Source organism: Bradyrhizobium amphicarpaeae (genome assembly GCF_002266435.3).
Classification (GTDB): domain Bacteria; phylum Pseudomonadota; class Alphaproteobacteria; order Rhizobiales; family Xanthobacteraceae; genus Bradyrhizobium; species Bradyrhizobium amphicarpaeae.
The window spans coordinates 4,004,278-4,026,041 of sequence record NZ_CP029426.2 but is presented as its reverse complement, the minus strand read 5'-3'; the positions used below and the strand labels follow the sequence as shown (position 1 = coordinate 4,026,041).

At 63.6% G+C, this 21,764-nt stretch carries 20 protein-coding genes; 14 read left to right on the top strand and 6 right to left on the bottom strand.

The features are described from left to right. Positions 1 to 6 precede the first annotated feature (6 nt). The 14 genes from nuoL (at position 7) to CIT40_RS18615 (ending at position 15,689) form a co-directional block, all read left to right on the top strand. The gene (nuoL, locus tag CIT40_RS18680; protein WP_094891749.1) at positions 7 to 2,079 is read left to right on the top strand and encodes an NADH-quinone oxidoreductase subunit L; all 2,073 of its coding nucleotides are present in this window, start codon (positions 7 to 9) and stop codon (positions 2,077 to 2,079) included. Further along, positions 2,080 to 3,588: an NADH-quinone oxidoreductase subunit M gene (locus tag CIT40_RS18675; RefSeq protein WP_094891748.1), complete on the top strand. Its 1,509-nt coding sequence runs from the start codon at positions 2,080 to 2,082 to the stop codon at positions 3,586 to 3,588. A gap of 22 nt (positions 3,589 to 3,610) precedes the next feature. Beyond that, on the top strand, positions 3,611 to 5,047 hold the full coding sequence (nuoN, locus tag CIT40_RS18670) for an NADH-quinone oxidoreductase subunit NuoN (RefSeq protein ID WP_094891747.1): 1,437 nt from the start codon (positions 3,611 to 3,613) through the stop codon (positions 5,045 to 5,047). Position 5,048: 1 nt separating this feature from the next. Further along, entirely contained in the window at positions 5,049 to 5,855 is an 807-nt protein-coding gene (locus tag CIT40_RS18665) for a biotin--[acetyl-CoA-carboxylase] ligase (RefSeq protein WP_094891746.1), read from the top strand. Continuing rightward, entirely contained in the window at positions 5,855 to 7,525 is a 1,671-nt protein-coding gene (locus tag CIT40_RS18660) for a ribonuclease J (RefSeq protein ID WP_094891745.1), read from the top strand. The genes CIT40_RS18665 and CIT40_RS18660 overlap by 1 nt, the downstream gene beginning before the upstream one ends. Before the next feature lie 13 nt (positions 7,526 to 7,538). Next, positions 7,539 to 7,943 carry a methylmalonyl-CoA epimerase gene (gene mce, locus CIT40_RS18655; protein ID WP_094891744.1) on the top strand — a complete coding sequence of 135 codons (405 nt, stop codon included), beginning with the start codon at positions 7,539 to 7,541 and terminating at the stop codon, positions 7,941 to 7,943. Between the two features lie 9 nt (positions 7,944 to 7,952). Further along, the gene (locus tag CIT40_RS18650) at positions 7,953 to 8,228 is read left to right on the top strand and encodes a DUF1467 family protein (RefSeq protein WP_094891743.1); all 276 of its coding nucleotides are present in this window, start codon (positions 7,953 to 7,955) and stop codon (positions 8,226 to 8,228) included. A gap of 63 nt (positions 8,229 to 8,291) precedes the next feature. Then, on the top strand, positions 8,292 to 8,639 hold the full coding sequence (locus CIT40_RS18645; RefSeq protein WP_094891742.1) for a hypothetical protein: 348 nt from the start codon (positions 8,292 to 8,294) through the stop codon (positions 8,637 to 8,639). 32 nt (positions 8,640 to 8,671) lie between these two features. Continuing rightward, on the top strand, positions 8,672 to 9,958 hold the full coding sequence (gene mtnK, locus CIT40_RS18640) for an S-methyl-5-thioribose kinase (RefSeq protein WP_094891741.1): 1,287 nt from the start codon (positions 8,672 to 8,674) through the stop codon (positions 9,956 to 9,958). Between the two features lie 311 nt (positions 9,959 to 10,269). Next, positions 10,270 to 11,862, top strand: coding sequence for an ABC transporter substrate-binding protein (locus CIT40_RS18635; RefSeq protein ID WP_094891740.1), 1,593 nt, complete (start codon positions 10,270 to 10,272; stop codon positions 11,860 to 11,862). Between the two features lie 60 nt (positions 11,863 to 11,922). Then, positions 11,923 to 12,846, top strand: coding sequence for an ABC transporter permease (locus tag CIT40_RS18630; RefSeq protein WP_094891739.1), 924 nt, complete (start codon positions 11,923 to 11,925; stop codon positions 12,844 to 12,846). After that, positions 12,843 to 13,664: an ABC transporter permease gene (locus CIT40_RS18625; protein WP_094891738.1), complete on the top strand. Its 822-nt coding sequence runs from the start codon at positions 12,843 to 12,845 to the stop codon at positions 13,662 to 13,664. The genes CIT40_RS18630 and CIT40_RS18625 overlap by 4 nt, the downstream gene beginning before the upstream one ends. Next, a complete protein-coding gene (locus CIT40_RS18620) occupies positions 13,661 to 14,641 on the top strand; it encodes an ABC transporter ATP-binding protein (protein ID WP_094891737.1) in 981 nt (326 codons plus the stop codon). The genes CIT40_RS18625 and CIT40_RS18620 overlap by 4 nt, the downstream gene beginning before the upstream one ends. Continuing rightward, positions 14,634 to 15,689 (top strand): ABC transporter ATP-binding protein, encoded by a 1,056-nt coding sequence (locus CIT40_RS18615; RefSeq protein ID WP_094891736.1) that lies wholly within the window; start codon positions 14,634 to 14,636, stop codon positions 15,687 to 15,689. Before CIT40_RS18620 ends, CIT40_RS18615 begins: the two co-directional genes overlap by 8 nt. A 39-nt stretch (positions 15,690 to 15,728) precedes the next feature. Here the strand turns inward: CIT40_RS18615 and CIT40_RS18610 are convergent, their stop codons facing one another. The 6 genes from CIT40_RS18610 to CIT40_RS18585 all read right to left on the bottom strand — a co-directional run bounded on the left by CIT40_RS18610 (position 15,729) and on the right by CIT40_RS18585 (position 21,752). Continuing rightward, positions 15,729 to 16,286, bottom strand: coding sequence for an ATP-binding protein (locus CIT40_RS18610; protein WP_094891735.1), 558 nt, complete (start codon positions 16,284 to 16,286; stop codon positions 15,729 to 15,731). Beyond that, a complete protein-coding gene (locus CIT40_RS18605; RefSeq protein WP_094891734.1) occupies positions 16,283 to 17,818 on the bottom strand; it encodes a PIN domain-containing protein in 1,536 nt (511 codons plus the stop codon). Before CIT40_RS18605 ends, CIT40_RS18610 begins: the two co-directional genes overlap by 4 nt. Beyond that, positions 17,793 to 18,584, bottom strand: coding sequence for a helix-turn-helix domain-containing protein (locus CIT40_RS18600; RefSeq protein WP_094891733.1), 792 nt, complete (start codon positions 18,582 to 18,584; stop codon positions 17,793 to 17,795). Before CIT40_RS18600 ends, CIT40_RS18605 begins: the two co-directional genes overlap by 26 nt. A 357-nt stretch (positions 18,585 to 18,941) precedes the next feature. After that, positions 18,942 to 19,100 (bottom strand): hypothetical protein, encoded by a 159-nt coding sequence (locus CIT40_RS18595; RefSeq protein WP_155525997.1) that lies wholly within the window; start codon positions 19,098 to 19,100, stop codon positions 18,942 to 18,944. Between the two features lie 108 nt (positions 19,101 to 19,208). Then, complete coding sequence (locus tag CIT40_RS18590) at positions 19,209 to 20,237, bottom strand: ABC transporter permease (protein WP_094891732.1); 1,029 nt, start codon at positions 20,235 to 20,237, stop codon at positions 19,209 to 19,211. Between the two features lie 12 nt (positions 20,238 to 20,249). Further along, entirely contained in the window at positions 20,250 to 21,752 is a 1,503-nt protein-coding gene (locus CIT40_RS18585) for a sugar ABC transporter ATP-binding protein (RefSeq protein ID WP_094891731.1), read from the bottom strand. Positions 21,753 to 21,764: the final 12 nt, after the last annotated feature.

Here is a 21,764-nt window from a genome sequence, read left to right as displayed (position 1 = left end):
TCTCAAATGGTTCAGGCAATCGTTTTTCTGCCTCTGCTGGGCGCCATTCTGGCCGGGCTGATCGCGCTGTTCGGCGCGCATGCCCGCAACCCCTCGGGCGACGAGCTCGATCATCACGGCGACCACGGTCACGGCGACGCGCACGCATCGGCGGCCCATGATGACCATGGTCACGACGATCATGCCCACGACGACCACCACGTCTCCGAGCCGCCGGCGGCGGGCTCGCGCGGCGCCGAGCTGATCACGACGGCGCTGCTGTTCGTGTCGGCCGCGCTGTCCTGGATGACGCTGGTCGATGTCGGCTTCATGCACCACGACGTCAGGATCCAGCTGCTGCCGTGGATCTTCTCCGGCGATCTTCAGGTCTGGTGGACCTTGCGGGTCGATACGCTCACCGCCGTGATGCTGGTGGTGGTGACGACCGTGTCCTCGCTCGTGCACCTCTATTCCATCGGCTACATGGACGAGGACCCGAACCGGCCGCGCTTCTTCGGCTATCTCAGCCTGTTTACCTTCGCCATGCTGATGCTGGTGACCGCCGACAACCTCGTGCAGCTGTTCTTCGGCTGGGAGGGCGTGGGTCTGGCCAGCTATCTCTTGATCGGCTTCTGGTACCAGAAGCCCTCGGCGAACGCCGCCGCCATCAAGGCCTTCGTGGTCAACCGCGTCGGCGACTTTGGTTTCGCGCTCGGCATCTTCGCGATCTTCCTGCTGACCAGCTCGACCGATTTCGAGACGATCTTCCACGCCGCGCCCGGCCTGACCGGCAAGACCATCGACTTCCTCGGCTGGCACGCCGATGCGCTGACCCTGACCTGCCTGCTGCTGTTCATGGGCGCGATGGGCAAGTCGGCGCAGTTCCTGCTGCACACCTGGTTGCCGGACGCGATGGAAGGCCCGACGCCTGTGTCGGCGCTGATCCACGCCGCGACCATGGTCACCGCCGGCGTCTTCATGGTGGCGCGTCTGTCGCCGCTGTTCGAGCTCGCTCCGAACGCCCAGGCCGTGGTGATGTTCTTCGGCGCCACCACCGCGTTCTTCGCGGCGACCATCGGCCTCGTCCAGAACGACATCAAACGCATCGTCGCCTACTCGACCTGTTCGCAGCTTGGCTACATGTTCGTGGCGATGGGGGCAGGGGCCTATTCGGTCGGCATGTTCCATCTGTTCACGCACGCCTTCTTCAAGGCGTTGCTGTTCTTGGGCTCAGGCTCGGTGATCTATGCGATGCACCACGAGCAGGACATCCGCAACATGGGCGGGCTCTGGAAGAAGATTCCCTACACCTATGCGGTGATGGTGGTCGGCACGCTCGCGCTGACCGGTTTCCCGCTCACGGCAGGCTACTTCTCCAAGGACGCGATCATCGAGGCGGCCTACGCCTCGCACAACCCGTTCGCCGTGTACGGCTTCATCATGACGGTCGTGGCCGCAGGCCTGACCTCGTTCTACTCCTGGCGCCTGATCTTCAAGACCTTCCACGGCGAGCCGCACGACGAGCATCATTACGAGGCCGCGCACGAGGCTCCGATCTGGATGCTGATCCCGATCGGCGTGCTCGCCGTCGGCTCCATCGTCGCCGGTTTCCCGTTCAAGGAACTGTTCGCCGGTCACGGCATCGAGGAGTTCTTCCGCGACTCCGTGAAGATGAACCCGCACATCATCGAGGAGATGCACCACATCCCCGAGACCATCGCCTTCCTGCCGACGGTGATGATGGTGCTGGGCTTCCTGGTGTCGTATCTGTTCTACATCCGACGGCCCTATCTGCCGGTCGAGCTCGCGAACACGCAGCCGATGCTGTACAAGTTCCTGCTCAACAAATGGTACTTCGACGAGCTCTACGACATCATCTTCGTCCGTCCGGCGAAGTGGATCGGCTATCAGCTCTGGAAGAAGGGCGACGGCTTCATCATCGACGGCCTCGGTCCCGACGGTGTCTCGGCCCGCGTCCTGGACGTCACCCGCAACGTCGTGAAGATCCAGACCGGCTATCTCTATCACTACGCGTTCGCCATGCTGATCGGCGCCGCCGGCCTGATCACCTGGTTCATGTTCGGCTTTGGAGGCCAGTAAATGACGACCTGGCCCATCCTATCGGTCACGACGTTCCTGCCGCTGGTCGGCGCGCTGATCGTCTATCTCAGCCGCGGCGATGACGAGGCCGCCCGGCGCAATTCGCGCTGGATCGCACTCTGGACCACGCTGATCACCTTTGCGGTGTCGGTGATCCTGGTGATGCGCTTCGACGCCGGCAATCCCGACTTCCAGTTCGTCGAGAAGGCGAACTGGCTCGCCACCGGCATCACCTACCACATGGGCGTCGACGGCATCTCGCTGCCGCTGGTGATCCTGACCACCGCCGTGATGCCGTTCTGCATCATCGCGAGCTGGAAGGCGATCACCAAACGCGTCCGCGAATACATGATGGCGTTCCTGATCCTGGAAACGTTGATGATCGGCACCTTCTCGGCGCTCGATCTCGTGCTGTTCTATCTGTTCTTCGAGGGCGGCCTGATCCCGATGTTCCTGATCATCGGCGTCTGGGGCGGTCCGCGCCGGGTCTACGCGTCGTTCAAGTTCTTCCTCTACACGCTGCTCGGCTCGGTGCTGATGCTGCTCGCGATCATGGCGCTGTACTGGAATGGCGGCACCACCGACATTCCGACGCTGATGCACACCGCCGTGCCGCGCAGCTTGCAGACCTGGGCGTGGCTCGCCTTCTTCGCTTCCTTCGCGGTGAAGATGCCGATGTGGCCGGTGCACACCTGGCTGCCCGACGCGCATGTCGAAGCGCCGACGGCGGGTTCGGTGGTGCTTGCCGCGATCATGCTGAAGATGGGTGGCTACGGCTTCCTGCGCTTCTCGCTGCCGATGTTCCCGCTGGCCTCGCACGACTTCGCACCGCTGATGTTCACGCTCTCGGCCATCGCCATCGTCTACACCTCGCTGGTGGCGTTGATGCAGGAGGACATGAAGAAGCTGATCGCCTACTCCTCGGTGGCGCATATGGGCTTCGTCACCATGGGCATTTTCGCCGGCACCATGCAGGGCGTCGCCGGCGGCGTCTTTCAGATGATCTCGCACGGCATCGTCTCCGGCGCGCTGTTCCTCTGCGTCGGCGTCGTCTACGACCGCCTGCACACCCGCGAGATCGCGGCCTATGGCGGCCTCGTCAACCGGATGCCGCTCTACGCGCTGACCTTCATGGTCTTCACCATGGCCAATGTCGGTCTGCCCGGCACCTCAGGCTTCGTCGGCGAGTTCATGACGCTGCTCGGCACCTTTAAGGTCTCGATCCCGACCGCGTTCTTCGCCACCTTCGGCGTGATCCTCTCGGCGGCCTACGCGCTGTGGCTCTACCGCAAGGTCGTGTTCGGGGCGCTGGTCAAGCCGTCGCTGGCGAGCATGAAGGATCTCACTTTCCGGGAGTGCCTGACGCTGTTCCCGATGATCGCGCTGACGATCCTGTTCGGCGTCTATCCGAAGCCGGTGCTCGACATGTCGGCCGCCTCGGTCCAGCAACTCGTCAACAACTACAACACCGCTGTGACGGCCGTGAAGGCCGCCGCACTGCTCCATTGATCGGGCAGGTCAGGATATCGCCATGAACTTTGTGACTGCAGGTTACCAACTGGCGCCGGTGCTGCCCGAGATCGTGCTCGCGATCGGCGCCATGGCTCTGCTGATGCTGGGCGCCTATCGCGGGCAGGGGACGACCGGTGCCGTCACCTCGCTGGCGGTCGTGCTGCTGGTCGTGGTCGGCGTGCTCGAATACATGCTGCCCGCGGGCAAGCAGGTGACCTTCGGCGGCAGCTTCATCGTCGACGACTTCGCCCGCTTCATGAAGATCCTGGCCCTGATCGGCTCGGCGGTGACGCTGATCCTGTCCACCGAATTCCTGTCCGACCCGTCGCGCCGCATCTTCGAATACGCCATCCTGGTGCTGCTCTCGACGCTCGGCATGATGGTGCTGATCTCGGCCGGCGACCTGATCTCGCTCTATCTCGGCCTCGAATTGATGTCGCTCGCGCTCTACGTCGTTGCGGCCTCGAACCGCGACAACGCCAAGTCGACCGAGGCCGGCCTGAAGTATTTCGTGCTCGGGGCGCTGTCCTCGGGCATGCTGCTGTACGGCGCCTCGCTGATCTACGGCTTCACCGGCACGGTCAGCTTCACCGGTATCGCGGCGACCGCGACGGTCTCGAATGTCGGCCTCATGTTCGGTCTGGTCTTCCTGCTCGTCGGCCTCTGCTTCAAGGTCTCGGCGGTGCCGTTCCACATGTGGACGCCTGACGTCTACGAGGGCGCGCCGACCCCGGTCACCGCCTTCTTCGCCTCGGCGCCGAAAGTCGCCGCGCTCGCCGTGTTCACCCGCGTCACGCTGACCGCTTTCCCGGGCATCGTCTCGCAGTGGCAGCAGATCCTGGTGTTCGTGTCGATCGCCTCGATGGCGCTCGGTTCGTTCGCCGCGATCGGCCAGAGCAACATCAAGCGCCTGATGGCCTATTCATCGATCGGCCACATGGGCTTCGCGCTGGTCGGCCTTGCCTCCGGCACCGTCGAGGGCGCGCAGGGCGTGCTGATGTACATCGTGATCTATGTCGCGATGACCTTGGGCTCGTTCTCGATCATCCTCGCCATGCGCCGCAACGGCCAGGCGGTCGAGCAGATCAGCGATTTCGCCGGCCTGTCGCGTACCAATCCGCTGCTCGCCTTCATGTTCGCGATGCTGCTGTTCTCGCTCGCGGGCATTCCGCCGCTCGCGGGCTTCTTCGCCAAATGGTACGTCTTCGTCGCCGCCATCAAGGCCAACCTGTTCACGCTCGCCGTGGTCGGCGTGCTGACCAGCGTGGTCGGCGCCTACTACTATCTCACCATCGTCAAGACGATGTATTTCGACGAGCCGGCCGGCCAGGTCGATCCTGTCAGGGTCGAGGTCAAGACGGTGCTGGCGGTGTTCGGCCTGTTCAACATCCTGTTTGCCCTGTTCGCGGGTCCGGTGGTGAGCGTCGCCTCCGCCGCGGCCAAGTCACTGTTCTAGGATGGCGTTCGCGCTCGGTCCTCGCGCAGCGTCGGCGGGCTACAGGCTCGCAGCTTTCGAGCGGACCGGCTCGACCAACACCGAGGCGATCGAACGCGCCAGGGCCGGCGAGCGCGGCCCGATGTGGTTCGTGACCACGGAGCAGACCGCCGGCCGCGGCCGCCGCCAGCGCGCCTGGATCGCGGCAAAGGGCAATCTCGCCGCCAGCGTTCTCGAAGTTCTCGACGTCGCGCCTGCCGTCGCCGCCACGCTCGGCTTCGCCGCCGGGCTGGCGGAGGAGGCGGCGCTGGAGAGGGTCAGCCTCGAGGCCGCCTTGCGGCTCGGCGAGAGCCGTCCCCGCTACGCCCTGAAATGGCCGAACGACGTGCTCGCCAACGGCAGAAAGCTCGTCGGGATCGGCTTGGAGGCCGAAGCCGTCGGCGATCGCCTCGCCGTCGTCGTCGGCATCGGCACCAACGTCGTCGGCGCCCCCGAGGGCACGCCGACGCCTGCGGTCTCGCTTGCGGCGCTCGGGGTCCAGATCAGCGCCGAGGAGCTGTTTGCGGCGCTGTCGGATGCCTGGGTGGAGTTCCGGGGCATCTGGGACAATGGCCGCGGCTTTGCCGAGATCCGCAAGCTGTGGCTCGCGCGCGCCGCCGGCCTCGGCGACAAGGTCGCGATCCACACCGGGACCGCGACGCTGGAAGGCATTTTCGACACCATCGATGACACAGGCTGCCTGATCGTCCGCACCGCGGACGGCCGGCGCCTGCCGGTGGCGGCCGGCGAGGTGTTCTTCGGATCGGCCGCCTCCGTGGGAGCTGCGTGATGGCGAAGCCTGAGGAACTGGTATTTGCCCCGCTCGGCGGCGTCGGCGAGATCGGCATGAACCTGTCGATCTACGGCCTCGGCAGCCGCCAGCAGCGCGCCTGGATGGCGGTCGATCTCGGCGTCTCCTTCGGCGATGAGGAACATCTGCCGGGCATCGATCTGATCATGCCCGACATCAGCTTCCTGGAGAAGGAACGCAAGAACCTGATGGGCCTCGTGCTGACGCACGCCCATGAGGATCATTTCGGCGCCATCATCGACCTCTGGCCGAAGCTGAAATGCCCGATCTACGCGACGCAGTTCAGCGCGGCCCTGTTCGAGGCAAAATGCGCCGCCGAGCGCAACGCACCGAAGATCCCGGTGACGGTGGTGCCGTCGGGTGGCCGCGTCGACGTCGGTCCGTTCAGCGTCGAGTTCATCCCCGTCGCGCATTCGATTCCCGAAGCGCACGCGCTGGCGATCCACACCTCCGCAGGCACGGTGCTGCACACCGGCGACTGGAAGATCGATCCGACGCCGACGCTGGGAGCTCCGACCGACGAGAAGCGGCTGCGCGAACTCGGCGAGGAGGGCGTGATCGCCCTGATCGGCGATTCCACCAACGCAGTGCGCGACGGCCGTTCGCCCTCGGAGGCCGAGGTCGCCCGCACCATCGTCGACCTCGTGAAGGCCGCCAAGGGCCGCGTCGCGGTGACGACCTTCGCCTCCAACGTCGCCCGCATCAAGGCTGTGGCCGCCGCCGCCAAGGCCGCCGACCGCGAGGTCGTCGTGGTCGGTCGCGCCATGGAGCGGATGGTGCAGGTCGCGCGCGAATGCGGCTATCTCGACGGCGTGCAGAATTTCCGCTCGCCGGAGGTCTACGGCCACCTGCCGCAGGACAAGGTGCTGGCGCTGTGCACCGGCAGCCAGGGAGAGGCGCGCGCCGCGCTGGCCCGCATCGCCAATGACGACCATCCCGAGATCACGCTCAATCGCGGCGACAGCGTGATCTTCTCCTCGCGCACCATCCCGGGCAACGAGAAGGCGGTCGGCTCGATCATCAACAATCTGGTGATGCAGGGCGTCGAGATCATCACCGACCGCGACGCGCTGGTCCACGTCTCCGGCCATCCCCGCCGCGACGAATTGCGCGACATGATCGCCTGGGTGAAGCCGCAGCTCCTGATCCCCGTTCACGGCGAAGCCCTGCACCTGCACGAGCACGCCAAGCTCGCGCGCGCCGCCGGCGTGCCGCGCGTTCTGGTCATTCGCAACGGCGACCTCGTCAAGCTCGGCCCCGGCGATCCCGGCATCATCGGCGAAGTGCCCTCCGGCCGGCTCTACAAGGACGGCACGATTTTGGAGGATTCCAAATCCCGCGCCGTGGTCGAGCGCCGGCGTATGGCGTTCTCCGGATGCGCGTTCGTCGCCATCGCCATGACCGAGCAGGGCGAGCTGGCCGACGATCCCGAAGTCGATCTCGTCGGCATTCCCGAGAAGACCAGGGAAGGCGAGCCCTTTGACGACCTCGTCTTCGACGCCGTGGTCTCCACCGTCGAGGGCCTGCCGAAGGCGCGCCGCCGCGATGCCGATGCCTTGGGCGAGTCGGTGCGACGCGCTGTCCGGGCCGTGATCAACGAACATTGGGGCAAAAAGCCTCCCTGTCTGGTACACGTACTGACAGTGTAAAGGGAGAAGACACATGCTGGGCCGGCTCAACCATGTCGCGATCGCGACCAAGGATGCCGTCAAGGCTGCGAAGATCTACGGCACGGCGTTCGGCGCCCAGATCTCGGAAGCCGTGCCGCTGCCCGAGCACGGCGTCATCACCGTGTTCGCCACGCTCCCCAACACCAAGATCGAATTCATCGAGCCGCTCGGCGAGGCCTCGCCGATCGCAAAATTCGTCGAGCGCAACCCCGATGGCGGCATCCACCACATCTGCTACGAGGTCGTCGACATCATCGCCTCGCGCGACACGCTGGTGAAGGAGGGCGCGCGGGTGCTCGGCGACGGCGTGCCCAAGATCGGCGCCCACGGCAAGCCGGTGCTGTTCCTGCATCCGAAGGATTTTTCCGGTGCGCTGGTCGAGATCGAGCAGGCATAAGCCCCAACCATGGCCATCCAGATCTCAACCGCGATCGCAATCTACTTCGTCATCTGGTGGGTCGCGTTGTTCCTGACGCTGCCGTTCGGCGTGCGCAGCCAGCACGAGGATGGCGGCGGCGCGCCCGGCACCGACCCCGGCGCGCCGATCCTGACGCGAATGAGGAGCAAGCTGATCTGGACCACGATCATCTCGGCGATCATCTACGGCCTCTGCATGGTTGCCTATCATGCCGGCTATCTCTCGATCGAGCGCCTGTCGAAATTGATGGGAATGCCGTTCTAGGGTTTTTAACGAGGGGATAGCGACCACGCCCGAGACAGTTCGTCGAATTGGGGGACATGCCAAATGACTTTTCAGAGGATCGTCATCGCGCTTCTGGTGCTGATCGTCGCCGGCCTCGGCGGCATCGGCTATTTCGAATGGAAGACGGCGGTGCAGGTGCGGACGCTGAAGGCGTTCGTCGAGGGCTATGTCTTCAACGAAGCCGTGATGGCCTGTGAGCAGGCCAAGAGCTCGACGCCGTTCAGATGGAACGGGGGCAAGAGCACGTCCGTGATCGGCCTGAACTCGGTCAAAACAGACAAATACACCGTCAGCGCCAGCTACACCCTGGTGGCGGATCTGGTTTATTGTGATTACGATCCGATCAAAAGAAAGGCCGAGATCGGCTCGAGCTTCCTGGAGCGGGAGTAACGATCCGGCCATGCAGATGGGATGGGATCGTCATGGCGCAAGGGCAGGAGGAGTACCGGATTCTGCATGAGGCGGCCTTGCGGGATTATCTCGCAGGCCTGCGGGACCTCAAGGCGCTCCTCGGCGGCGATCCCGCCGGCTGGGCAATCACCGAGGTCGGCGACGGCAATCTCAACCTCGTCTTCATCGTCAAGGGCGCGAGTGGCGGCGTCGCCGTGAAGCAGGCGCTGCCTTACGTGCGCCTCGTCGGCGAGAGCTGGCCGCTGCCGCTGTCGCGCGCCCATTACGAGTATCTCGCTCTGTCCCGGCAGGCCCACCTCGCGCCCGGCCTCGTGCCGGCCTTGCTGCATCACAACGACGATCTGGCGCTGACGGTGATGGAGCTGCTCGAACCCCACATCATCATGCGCAAGGGGCTGGTTGCGGGAACGCAATATCCCGGCTTCGTGGACGACATCACTACCTTCATGGCGCGAACGCTGTTCTTCACCTCCGACCTCGCGCTGTCCGCGGCCGAGAAGAAAGAGGGCATCGCCGCCTTCGCCGGCAACCACGCGCTCTGCAAGATCACCGAGGATCTGATCTTCACCGATCCCTACCGCATCGCCGAGCAGAACCGCTGGACGGCGCCTTATCTCGATGCGCTCGCCGCCGGCCTGCGCGACGACATGGAGCTGCACGTCGCCGTCTCGCGGCTCAAGCTGAAGTTCATGGCCAGTCCCGAGGCGTTGCTCCACGGCGATCTCCACACCGGATCGATCATGGTGACCGACAGCCAGACGCGGGTGATCGACCCCGAATTCGCGTTCTACGGCCCGATGGGATTCGACATCGGCGCCGTGATCGCCAATTTGCTGATGGCCTATTTTGCCTCCGCCGGCCATGAGCGCGCGCCGGGCGAGCGACAGGCCTTCGAGGTCTGGCTGCTGGCGACGATCGAGAACGTCTGGAACGAGTTCGCCCGCAAATTCCTCGATCTCTGGCGTACCGGCGCGTCGGGCGATGCCTACCCGGTGTCCCTCTTCGCAGGCGAGAAGGGTGCTGCGCGGCTGGAAATCGAGCGGCAGGCCTACATGCAGCGGCTGTTCACTGACACCGTCGGTTTCGCCGCGGCGAAGACCATCCGCCGCATCTTCGGTCTCGCGCATAATATCGACTTCGAGCTGATCGAGGACCCCAACAAGCGGGCCGTCAGCGAGGCGCGCGCTGTCAGGCTCGCGCGAGCGATGATGGTGGAGGCGGCGGCGTTCCGGACGATCGCCGAGGTCGCCGGCGCCGCGCGAAAGCTGCGGGATTGGCAGCCGGAATTGTCTGGCTGAGGACGTTGCAAAGGTGGCTCGCCCACTCCGTCATTGCGAGGAGCCCTTGCGACGAAGCAATCCAGACTGTCACCGCGGAAACACTCTGGATTGCTTCGCTTCGCTCGCAATGACGCGGAGGGCACGCTCGATGACGCACCGCGTCAATCGCCAGCTTGCATCGCTGGGTGGATGCAACTGGCCCCCCGTGGTCGTCGCCGGACGTTCGCCATCCGGAACCGACATTGGTTTCCATCAAAAACGAAGCTTGCATTCGACAGGCTGCGAATGATCAAATCCCTGATCAGGATGCCTGCGTTGGTAGGGGACACATGATGTTCAGGATGATGGCGGTCGTCGTCGCGGGCGTGGGACTGGTGCTCGCCGGGTCAGTGGAGGCCCAGGCGCCGCGCAAGGGCGGAACCATCCGCATGACCGCGCCCTATGGCTCCAGCTTCACCAGCCTCGACATTCACACGACGCAGCGCGCCCAGGACGAGATCTACGCCAAGGCGCTGCATCGCTCGCTCTACATCTGGAATTCCGCGGAAGGAAAGCCGGTGCTGGAGCTCGCCAAGGAGGACGTCGTCTCGGGCGGCGGCCTCGTTCACACCTTCAAGCTGCGCGACGATGCCTATTTCCACAATGGCCGCAAGATGACGGCCGACGACCTCATCTGGTCCTATAACCGCATCATGGACGGCACCAAGGCCTATCCCGGCGCCCGCTTTGTCCGCGTCATCGAGGGCGCCGCCGCGGTCGAAAAGGGCCAGGCCAAGGAGATCTCCGGCCTGAAGAAGATCGACGACTTCACGGTCGAGATGAAGCTGACCGAGAAGGTCGATCCCGGCTTCTACTTCTTCACCGCGTTGACCTCGATCTATCCCGCCGACGAGGGTGCCAAGGAGAGCTTCATCCAGAAGCCGATCGGTCTCGGGCCCTTCAAATTCGTCGAGCACGTGCCGGGATCGCGCATCGTGCTGGAGCGTTGGGACCGGTTCTACAAGCCCGGCAAACCCTATGCCGACAAGGTCACCGTGTCGATCATGGCCGAGGCCGCGGCGCGCGATGTCGCCTTCCGCAACAAGGAGATCGACACCTCGGTGCTCGGGCCCGCGCAATATGTGGCCTATCAGTCCGATGCCAGTCTGAAGGGGACCATCGTCGAGGTCGCCGAGGTCTTCACGCGCTACATGGGGATGAATCCCTCGTTCAAGCCGTTCGCCGACAAGCGCGTCAGGCAGGCGATCAACTACGCGATCGACACCGATTTGATCATCAACAAGCTGGTCAAGGGCAAGGCCTATCGTGCCACCAGCTGGCTGCCGCTGACCTCGCCGGCCTACGACAAGGCGATGAAACCGTATGCCTACGATCCCGCCAAGGCCAAGCAGCTGCTTAACGAGGCCGGCTATCCCAACGGCTTCGAGTTCGAATGGACCACCAGCCAGAACGAGAGCTGGGGCTTGCCGATCGTCTCCGCCGTGATCCCGATGCTGGACAAGGTCGGCATCAAGGTCAAGGTCAAGCAGGTCGAGACCGCGGTGCTGGCGGAAGTGGTTCGCAGCGGCGACTACCAGGCCTTCATCTATTCCCAGGCGAGCGGTCCGGATCCGCTGGCTGCCCTCAAATGCTTCCATTCGTCGACGCCGCAACCGGCCTGCAACTACATGACCTACAAGAACGCCGAGTTCGACAAGATCATCGACGAGGCCGGGCAGGCCGACGACGCTGCAAAGCGCACCCAGCTTCTGCAAAAGGCCAATGCGCTGCTTTATGAGGAGGCGCCGGTCTGGTTCTTCAACTACAACAAGGCGGTCATGGCGGTGCAGCCCTGGCTTCACGGCGTCCAGCTCAACGCCACGGAGCTGACCCATCAGAACGTCGAGGACCTCTGGGTCGACGAGACCTCGCCCGCGAAGTGACATACGCTCTCGCGCTCCCTTCATCGCGTCAAACGATGGAGGGAGAGAGGAAAAGCGCCGATGCTCTCCTTCCTGTTCCGCCGCCTGCTGCAGACCATTCCGACCGTGCTTGCCGTCGTGGCTCTGGTCTTCGTGTTGTTCAGCGTCGTTCCCGGCAGCATCGTCTCCTCGATGAGCGACGACAGCGATCCACAGGTCGAGCTGCGCATGAAGAAGCAGCTCGGCCTCGACCAACCCGTCTATGTGCGCTTCGGCGTCTACATTGCCAGGCTCGCGACCGGTGATTTCGGCACCTCGTTCCGGACCCGCGAGCCCGTCACGACCATGATCGCCAAGCGGGCCTGGCCGACGCTGCAACTGATCTTCGCGGCGATGGCGTTCTCGGTCGCGATCGGTGTCCCGCTTGGTTTCATCGCGGCGCTGAAGCCCGGTGGCATCGTCGATACGCTTGCGATGGTCGTCGCGGTGTCGGGCTTGTCCATCGCCAAATTCTGGCTCGGACTTGTGCTGATGTACCTGTTCGCGTTGAAGCTCGGCTGGCTGCCGAGTTTCGGCTATGGCGACGGCGGGGGAAAATACCTGATCCTGCCGGCGGTGACCCTCGGGGTGTCGCCGATGGCGCTGTTTGCCCGGACGACGCGCGCCGCGGTGCTCGAGATCATGACGGCCGATTTCGTCCGCACTGCGCGCTCCAAGGGCATGAGCGAGACGCGGGTGGTGAAGTGGCACGTGATGCGCAACGCGCTCGTCATCATTCTCACCACCGTCGGCCTGCAATTCGGCGCGCTGATGGGGCAGGCGGTCGTGGTCGAGAAGCTGTTCTCGTGGCCGGGTATCGGCTCGCTGCTGGTCGACAGCGTCCTGCAGCGCGACATCCCGGCGGTCCAGGGCTCCATTCTCGTGGTGGTTCTGGCGTTTCTCGCGATCAATCTGCTGATCGATTTGCTCTACGGCGTGATCGATCCCAGGATCAGATACGCATGAAGCTTCGCGCCAATCTCGTCATCGGTGGGGTGTTGTTCGCGCTGGCGATCCTGGTCGGTTTGCTCGCGCCCTGGATCGCGCATACCGATCCCGTCATGGACGCCAATCTGATGAATGCGGAGGAGCCCCCGAGCTGGACCTGGTGGTTCGGGACCGACGACCAGGGTCGCGACATCTATTCCCGGGTCGTGTATGGCGCCCGGGTTTCGCTGACCGTCGGCATCGTCTCGCAGCTCATCAACAGCGTCATCGGCGTGGCCCTGGGCCTGAGCGCCGGCTATTTTGGCGGCTGGTGGGACGATGTCGTCAACGCCCTGACCAACCTCATGCTCGCGATCCCCTCGCTGATCTTCGCGCTGGCGATCATGGCGGTGCTCGGCCCCGGCCTGACCAGCCTGCTGATCGCGCTCGGGCTGACCAACTGGTCCTTTACGTGCCGGATCGCGCGAGCCTCGGCGCTGTCGCTGCGGAGCCAGGGCTATGTGCAGGCGGCGACCGTGCTCGGCTATGGCGATCTGCGTATCATGATCACGCAGCTGCTGCCGAACATGCTGGGCCCCATCATCGTCATCGGCACGCTGGGCATGGGCAGCGCGGTGCTGTCCGAAGCCGCATTGTCGTTCCTCGGCCTCGGCGTCCGTCCGCCGTTTCCAAGCTGGGGCAGCATGCTGTCGGAGGCCCGCGAGCAGATCACGACCGCGCCGTGGCTCTCGGTGTTTCCGGGCCTCGCCATCTTCCTGACGGTGCTGGGCCTCAATTTGCTCGGCGACGGCCTGCGCGACATTCTCGATCCGCAATCGCGGAGCCGGCGGACATGACCGGCACGCCGCTGATCGAAGTCAGTGATCTGCGCATCGATCTCGATGACGGATCGAGGCGCGTGGCGGCGGCGGAGGGCGTTTCGTTCCGCATCGACCGCGGCGAGACGTTCGGCCTCGTCGGCGAATCCGGTTGCGGCAAGAGCATCACGGCGCTCGCCTTGATCGGGCTGTTGCGACCGCCGCTCTCGATCGGCGCGGGCGTCATCCGGTTCGAGGGCCAGGAGATCCAGCATCTTTCCGCCGCCAGGCAGCGGGAGCTGCGCGGCAACCGCATTGCCATGATCTTCCAGGAGCCGATGACGGCGCTGAACCCGGTCTCGCCCGTGGGCCGGCAAATTGCCGAGATGTTCGTGCTGCACAAGGGAAAGAGCTGGCGGGAAGCCAACAGGCTGGCGGTCGAGGCGCTCGCCAGCGTCCGCGTCCCTGCGCCGGAGCGGCGCGTCCACGATTACCCGCATCAGCTCTCCGGCGGCATGCGCCAACGCGTGATGATCGCGATTGCACTCGCCTGCGGTCCGGATCTCCTGATCGCCGACGAGCCGACCACCGCGCTCGACGTCACCGTGCAGGCCGAGATCATCGAGCTGATGCGGAATTTGTGCGCCGCGCGGGGAACGGCGATCCTGATGATCAGCCACGACCTCGGCCTGGTCGCCAATGTCTGCCGCCGCGTCGCCGTGATGTACGCCGGCCGCATCGTCGAGGAGCGCGGCTCCGCCGATATCTTTCGTGCACCCTCGCACCCCTATACGCAGGGCCTGGTCGCCTCGCTGCCGAGGCTCGGCAGCCGCGCTGCGCTCGGCCGCAGCAGGCTCAAGGAAATCGCAGGCGTCGTTCCGGCCATTACGAATTTCCCCGACGGCTGCAGGTTCAATCCGCGTTGCGCGCAGGCGACCGGGATCTGCCGGACAGTCGTGCCGGAGACGGATTGGCTGGACGCCGGCGGTCTGGTCAGGTGTCATCACCATGCATGAGGCGCAGGACATGCTGGCCGGGCAAAAGCCGGACGACGATCTCATCCTCAGCGTTAGGGATCTCGCGGTTCATTTCCCGCTCGGCGGCGGCGGCTGGCTCGGCCGCGGCAAGCGGATGCTCCGGGCCGTCGATGGTGTCGATCTCGAGCTGAAGCGTGGTGAATGCCTTGGCCTCGTCGGCGAATCCGGCTCCGGCAAATCGACGGTCGCATTGTCGATCCTTGGCCTGTTGACGCCGACGCGCGGCCGCATCGTGCTGGACGGGCAGGTGGTCACGAGCCGGCCATCCGGCGACCGGAAGGCGTTGGCGCGCACCGTGCAGATGGTGTTCCAGGACCCTTACGCCTCGCTCAATCCGCGCCAGACCGTGCGCCGCACGCTGGAGGATCCCCTGCGGGTCCACGGCGTCACCGCGAAAAGCGAGATCGAGGAGCGCGTCGAGACCATGCTGCGGCATGTCGGCCTGCGGCCCGAACAGGCCGACCGCTACCCGCATGAATTCTCCGGCGGCCAGCGCCAGCGCATCGGCATTGCCCGCGCGCTGATCCTCAACCCCAGGATCGTCATCTGCGACGAGCCGGTCTCGGCCCTCGACGTCTCGATCCGCGCCCAGATCATCAACCTGCTGCTGGAGTTGAAGGACACGCTCGGCCTGTCCTACATCATGATCAGCCACGATCTCGGCGTGGTCGAGCACATGAGCGACCGCGTCGCCGTGATGTATCTCGGCCGCATCGTCGAGAACGGCCACTGGCGCGAGATCTTTGAGCGACCCGCGCACCCCTATACGCAGGCCCTGATCGCCGCCATCCCCGATCCGCTGCGCCAGGCTCCGCTGGCGACGACAGGGGGCGATCTGCCGAACCCGCTCGATCCGCCGAACGGCTGCGCTTTCGGTCCAAGGTGCCGCTATGCGGAGGCGGTGTGCCGGAGCGAGCCGGGGCCGGTGCTGGAGACGCGGCCCGATGGGCACGCGGTACGGTGCTGGCGCAGCGAGGAGATCGCGGGGCGGGCGGCAGTGGCGTCGATCGAGGCTGGAGCTAACTAAGCGCTCATGAACACTCAAGCAGCTAATCGTCGCGCCATTCTACGCCGGCGTGAGGTAGGAACGAAGCCGCTCCGTGATCGGGCCATCCTGCCCAGTCGGGCGATGCACGAATAATGGGATATTCAACGCCGCCGCGATTGTACGGGCTTGTTGGATCGCCTCGATTTGCACGAACCCAAGATGTTCGGTCGACGGCCTTTGACGTGTGGTGTCATCTCTTCGACGACGCATGATTTCTTCCGGCTGGTCTTCGAGGAACACGACTGCCTTTACGTTCATTGAAGCGAAGACGCACGGATCGATGTGGATCAGTCCCTTAGGGGTCTCGATAACCGTATGACAATCCAGCACAACAAGAGGCGCTGTCCGATCGATCTTCTGCGCAAATCCCTCGACCAATAGTCGTTGATTCTCGTCGAGGTCCACTGCGCGCAGGGCGTCGAGCGTCAGGCTTCGTCCATCTCCCGACGTTCGCGCTTCCTTGATCAGGGCGCTCGCTTGTAGGACTTGCATGGGAACTGCGCTTCTTAGACGTGTTAGAATCGTCGATTTACCCACGCCCGAGAGCCCAGCAACTGCAACCACGGGTGGCATCATGGTGTGAATCCAAGATTGAGCCTCGGCAACAACACATCCAGATGCGCTCGGCTCAGCTCGAAGATCGACTGCGGCGGATGGCCCTTGATTATTCCGAAATCCTGGAGTTCGGTCAGCTCGATCGGCGGGTCAATGTACCCCGCGAGTAGATAGTTGATGACCTTAACCTTGCGTTCTGCCGCTGCGCGCCAATCGTTCAGCTCGATCTCGCTGTAGACGGAGCGGCCACCCGTCAACTGCATCAACTCCTTGGTCGATGCCGCCGCTGAGACTTCTTCGAAGACGCCAACCGCGGTCAATGCCTGCGACGGCTGGCTGATCGATTTGCCCTTATAGAAGAATAGGAGCGAGCCGGCCGGCCCCAGGTTTGACTGGGCACGACAGAGATAGACCTTGCGAATGGTATTACCGGGCCTCTTAGGGCTGCCCGTGAGGCCGACCAATTCGAACAAGTCCGGCTGTGCCGGATTCTTCAAATCGGGATAGAGGGTGTCATGGTAGCCCTCCTTAATGGGGACCACGAAGGCGCGCGTATCTGGCCTGGCGATGAAGCGTGGATAATTCAGCCTATCGCGCTCGAAATTTGACATCCCCGAGGCCGCCGCCAACGGGGCGCGCGAGAACTCCTTCTCGTACACAAGCTCGCCATCGTGTTTCGCTTTGGTGTTGACGAACCCGTAGTATTCAAGAAGATCGATCAGGGCGACCTGTGAGGAGTAGGTGGTCACATAGGCTAAATCGTACTTGTTAGCTTGGGCAAACCAGAACACCTTTTTCAGCAGAAGCTCGCCTAACTTCACGCCGCGCTTTTCCGGCCGAACCTTGAACGTGCAGATCTTTAATATCTTATCGACCTTGATAGTCGCGTCCGTGTCTGCTGCGGTTTCGTCTTTTCGAACGATCAGGCCAGCCAGTCCGTCATCGAACACGGCCCAACATGCGCGCCGCTCGCGTACGCATTTTTCCCGCCACCACGTATCGAATGGTGGATAATCCTCGCGAAGGCTGTCGAAAATCTCGTCTGTTAGCTTGATCTCGTTTGCGGAGACTTCCTCCACGTAGCGAACGGGCGTTTCGACCGGCTCGTAGGTGGTCCGCAAAAGCGCGACTGCGTCTGCGACAAATAGAACGCGTCGACCCAGTTCCGGTGCAGCTCGCCGGGCTCGCTCGTGGAGGCCGCGATCTTCGGTAACGAGAAAGTCGGCTGCGCCGCGTTCAATCGCATCCAAGAGCGTCGCATCGACAATATCATTTGGCCGCGGTAGCGGCCCGTATTTCCGTTCCAACTCGGCTACTTCGAGGCCGCGCACCTTCTTGAGCAGTTGGAACTTGTCTAGTTTGCTCAGCGAGATTTTGCGACGATCAGCATTCTTGTCGCGCTGAATATCGTCGCGCGAGGCCTCGTGCCCCAGCACACCTACCTTGTGCTTTGACGCAATGCTAAGCAGCGCGGCGAAGGCAGGTTGGACTGTGTGATGATCTTCGAGGCCAATGATGACATTAGTGTCAATCAGATACGTTTGAATACTCATTTTGCAGGGCCGTACGCAGGACGGGGGTTGCATATAAGTAGGACTGGGGCGGTTCGAAGCCGAAACGGTCTCGTAGCTCGGAGAGATTTAACGGGCGTGAAAACGGCCGCGCATTGGCGATCTTGAGAGCGAATCCCTCCTGGACACCTTCGAAGTATCCATCAAAATCCGCCCGCTTGATCTGCGCCATCTTGCCAAACTTCTTCCAGATTTCGCCGATCGGCGCCTTCACAACGTTGTCAATCTCGGCGCTTCCCACCATCGCTCGTACCGGAGATGTTGAATAGATATAGGCAATCGTTCCGCGCGGTGCGGAGATTGGAAAGCGTCGCCGCAACTCAATCGTCTTCGTGCCATCAAAAATTCTGTCGGAATAGACCGGCCTGACACTGAGCACTACATCACGAGTCGGACGAAACACCTCGTCGCCGAATATCGGGAAAACGAGCTGATCCTCGTCGTGGAGATCAACGTCAAATGCGCCTTGGGTACGCAGGCCCTTCCACGCGTCCGCTTCGAAGGTGGCCTCAATGCGCAGTGTGGCGCCCAAAGCCTCAACATACTTTTGTAACGAGGAAATCTGCACATCGCCCCGGTGCTCGATCTTTGATATCGCGGCTTGGCCAACCTTTAGTCGTTCTGCCAGATCATTCTGCGTAAGTCCGGCAAACGTTCGCAATGTGCGCAGCGAATTGCCAACAACTCTGCCAAGATCACTCCCGTTCACGCGAACTGCACTTACGACTTTTCCGTTCAATTTTGGCATGAAGCTCCCTCGATAGGATCAATCCTTACGCGAGTCGAATATTCCTTACAAGGAATATTGCTTCGTCTGCGTTTTAGAGCTCGGGATGACTGGGGCGTCACGCGAAGTCTGGAGCGCGACGCTCTATCCTTCGTTGTGAGAGGCCCGTGCGACAAAGCAATCCAGAAATCCCTCCGCGGAACACTCTGGATTGCTGCGCAGCGCTCGCAATGCCGTGTGTAAGTGCCGCCGCTCCTCAGCGGCCTCTTGAGGTGAGGGCCTGCGCACTCGGCCGCTCATCCTTCGAGGCTCCGCACAGGACGCTTTGCGCCTCGTGCATCGCATCTCAGGATGATGGACCTTCGCGGAACACCGTCCTCACTTCAGCCCGGCCAGCAAGACGTCCCGGATGACCCGGACCGGTGGCATCCATTGCTTCTCGTCGGCGTAGTTTCCGCAGGTGATGGCGACCACCACGCCGAGGTCGGGCATCACGAACAGCCGCTGGCCCCCTGTTCTGCCCGACGAGTCAAACATCGCCAAAGCTTACGGAGACTGTCAATCGGGGTTTGATAAGGGCCTGAGATTCCTAACAATTTCTACTGTGCATGGGGTTGTTTTCGCACTTTTGGTTTTTGAGACCGTCTACTCCACCGCCTTTTCCCTCAATCGCTGCGCATAGACGTTGATGACCAACGCCAGCAACAGGATCAGGCCGCGGATCAGGATCTTCAAAAAACTGTCGATGTTGACGTGGTCGAGGCCGTTGTTGAGCACGCCGAGCACGAACAGGCCGACGATGGTGTTGCCGATGCCGCCGCGGCCGCCGAACAGGCTGGTGCCGCCGACGACGACGGCGGCGATGGAGTCGAGCAGGTAGGTGTCGAACTCGTTCTGTTGCGCGCTGCCGAAATGGGCGACGCCGAGCATGCCGCCGATGCCCGAGCACACCGCCGAGATCACCATGACGGCGCCCAGGATGAGCTTGACGTTGAGGCCTGAATATTCGGCCGCCTCGCGGTTGCCCCCGACCATGTAGACGTAGCGGCCGAAGCGCGTGTAGGTCAGAACCAGATGGCCGCCGAGCAGCATCAACGCGGCGACGATGACGAGCCAGGGCACGCCGCCGATCGAGCCCGAGCCGAGCGTGGTGATGAGGCTCGGCACCTTGTAGGCGATCTGGCCGCGCACCAGCAGCGCCGACACGCCGGCCGCGATCTGCATCATCGCCAGCGTCATGATGAAGGAAGGGATGCCGATCACGGTCAACCCCAGCGCGTTGACCAGACCCAGCAGGGCGCAGAGCAGGATCGACAGGAGGATCGCGACCACACCGGGCAGGGGGATGTTGGCGATGTTGACGTAGGAGTCCTGCAGGGTGAAATAGGCGACCGCGATGCCGGTGACGTTGGCGATGCTGGCGATCGACAGGTCGATCTCCGCGCAAAGGATCACGAAGGTGAGGCCGACGGCGATGATGCCGGTGACCGATACTTGCGTCAGGATGTTGCCGAGATTGTCGAGCGTCGCGAACGAAGGGCTTGCAAGGGCGAAGAAGCCGGACAGGAAGATCAGGGTGAGGAACGGGGCGATGTTGCGCATCTGCGAGCGCAGGAAGGGCGCAAGGCCTCGTGCCCGCTGCCCCGCCGCCAAAGCCGTCTCACTGCTCGCCATTGTGCTTCTCCGTCACGCCGCCTCCAGCAGGCGGTCCTTGCTGACCGGCTCGTTCCTGAATTCCCGCACCAGTGCGCCGCGCTTGAGCACGAGGATGCGGTCGGCCAGCGACAACACCGTTTCCGGCTCGGTCGACAGCACGATGATGGCGAGCCCCTTGGCGCGGAGGTCGCGGACGATGTTGATGACGTCGTTCTTGGCGCCGACATCCATGCCGCGGGTCGGCTCGCACAGCACCAGCAGCTTTGGCGGATAGGTCAGCCATTTTGCCAGCGCCACCTTCTGCTGGTTGCCGCCGGAGAGCATGCCGAGGTCGAGGCCGACCACCGGCGGCCTGATCTGCAATTGCTCGACCTGACGCTTCGCGATATCGCGCTCCTGCGCCGGCTTGAGCAGCAGGGACGAGATGCGATCGAGGATGCTGATCGAGATGTTCTTGTAGACGGGTTCCTGGTGAAACAGCATGTCGCGGCGGCTCTCAGGCACCAGCGCCACCCCGGCGCGCCGCGCCGCTGCCGTGCTGGCGAAAGTCTTCGGCGTACCCTCGACGGCAAGCGTGCCGGCGTCAGGCTTCAGCTTGCCGAACAGGATGCGGGACAATTCCTGCTGGCCACAACCCATGAAGCCGTAGATGCCGAGCACCTCGCCGGCGCGCGCTTCGAAGGAGATGTCCTTCAGGCTGCGCGCCAGCGAGAGCTGGTCGACCTTCAGCACCACCGGGCTCACGCTCGGCGTTGGCAGCATCAAATCGTCGCTGTAGCTGTGCTCGAGCGCTTCGCCGCCGCGGCCGATCATGGCCTCGATCAGCGCGCCCTTGCTGGTGGCGGCGCTCGCGGTTTCCGCGACCTTCCGCCCATTGCGGAACACGGTCACCGTGTCGGAGACGCGCAGGATGTCCTCGATGAAATGCGAGATGAAGACGATGGCCGTGCCTTCCTCGCGCAGCCGACGCAGCGTCGCGAACAGGCGCTCGACCTCGGGCGGGGAGAGGGCGGAGGTCGGTTCGTCCAGAATGACGATGCGGGCGCCGGAGAACAGCACGCGCGCGATCTCGATCAGCTGCTGCAGGCCGATCGAGAGGTCGCCGAGCCGGCTCATCGGATCGACGTCGAGACCCAGTCGTGCCAGCTGCTCGCCGGCCTCGCGCGCCATGCGCCGCCATTGCACGAGGCCGAGGGCGTTGGTCGGCTGGTTGCCGAGGAAGACATTCTCCGCGACGGTGAGGTCGGGCGCGACAGAGAGCTCCTGATGCACCATCGCGATGCCGGCCGCGTGCGCATCGCGCGCCGAGCGGAAATGCGTCTCGCGGCCGTCGATCAGGAAGCGGCCGGAGAATTCGGTGTGCACGCCGGCGATGATCTTCATCAGCGTGCTTTTTCCCGCGCCGTTCTCGCCGACGAGGCCGTGGATCTCGCTTGCGTGGAGCGCGAAGTCGACACCACGAAGCGCTTCGACGCCGCCGAAGCTCTTCGTGATGCCCTGCAGTTCAAGGATGGGCGAACGATCCTCTCGCATGAAAGTTCTGAT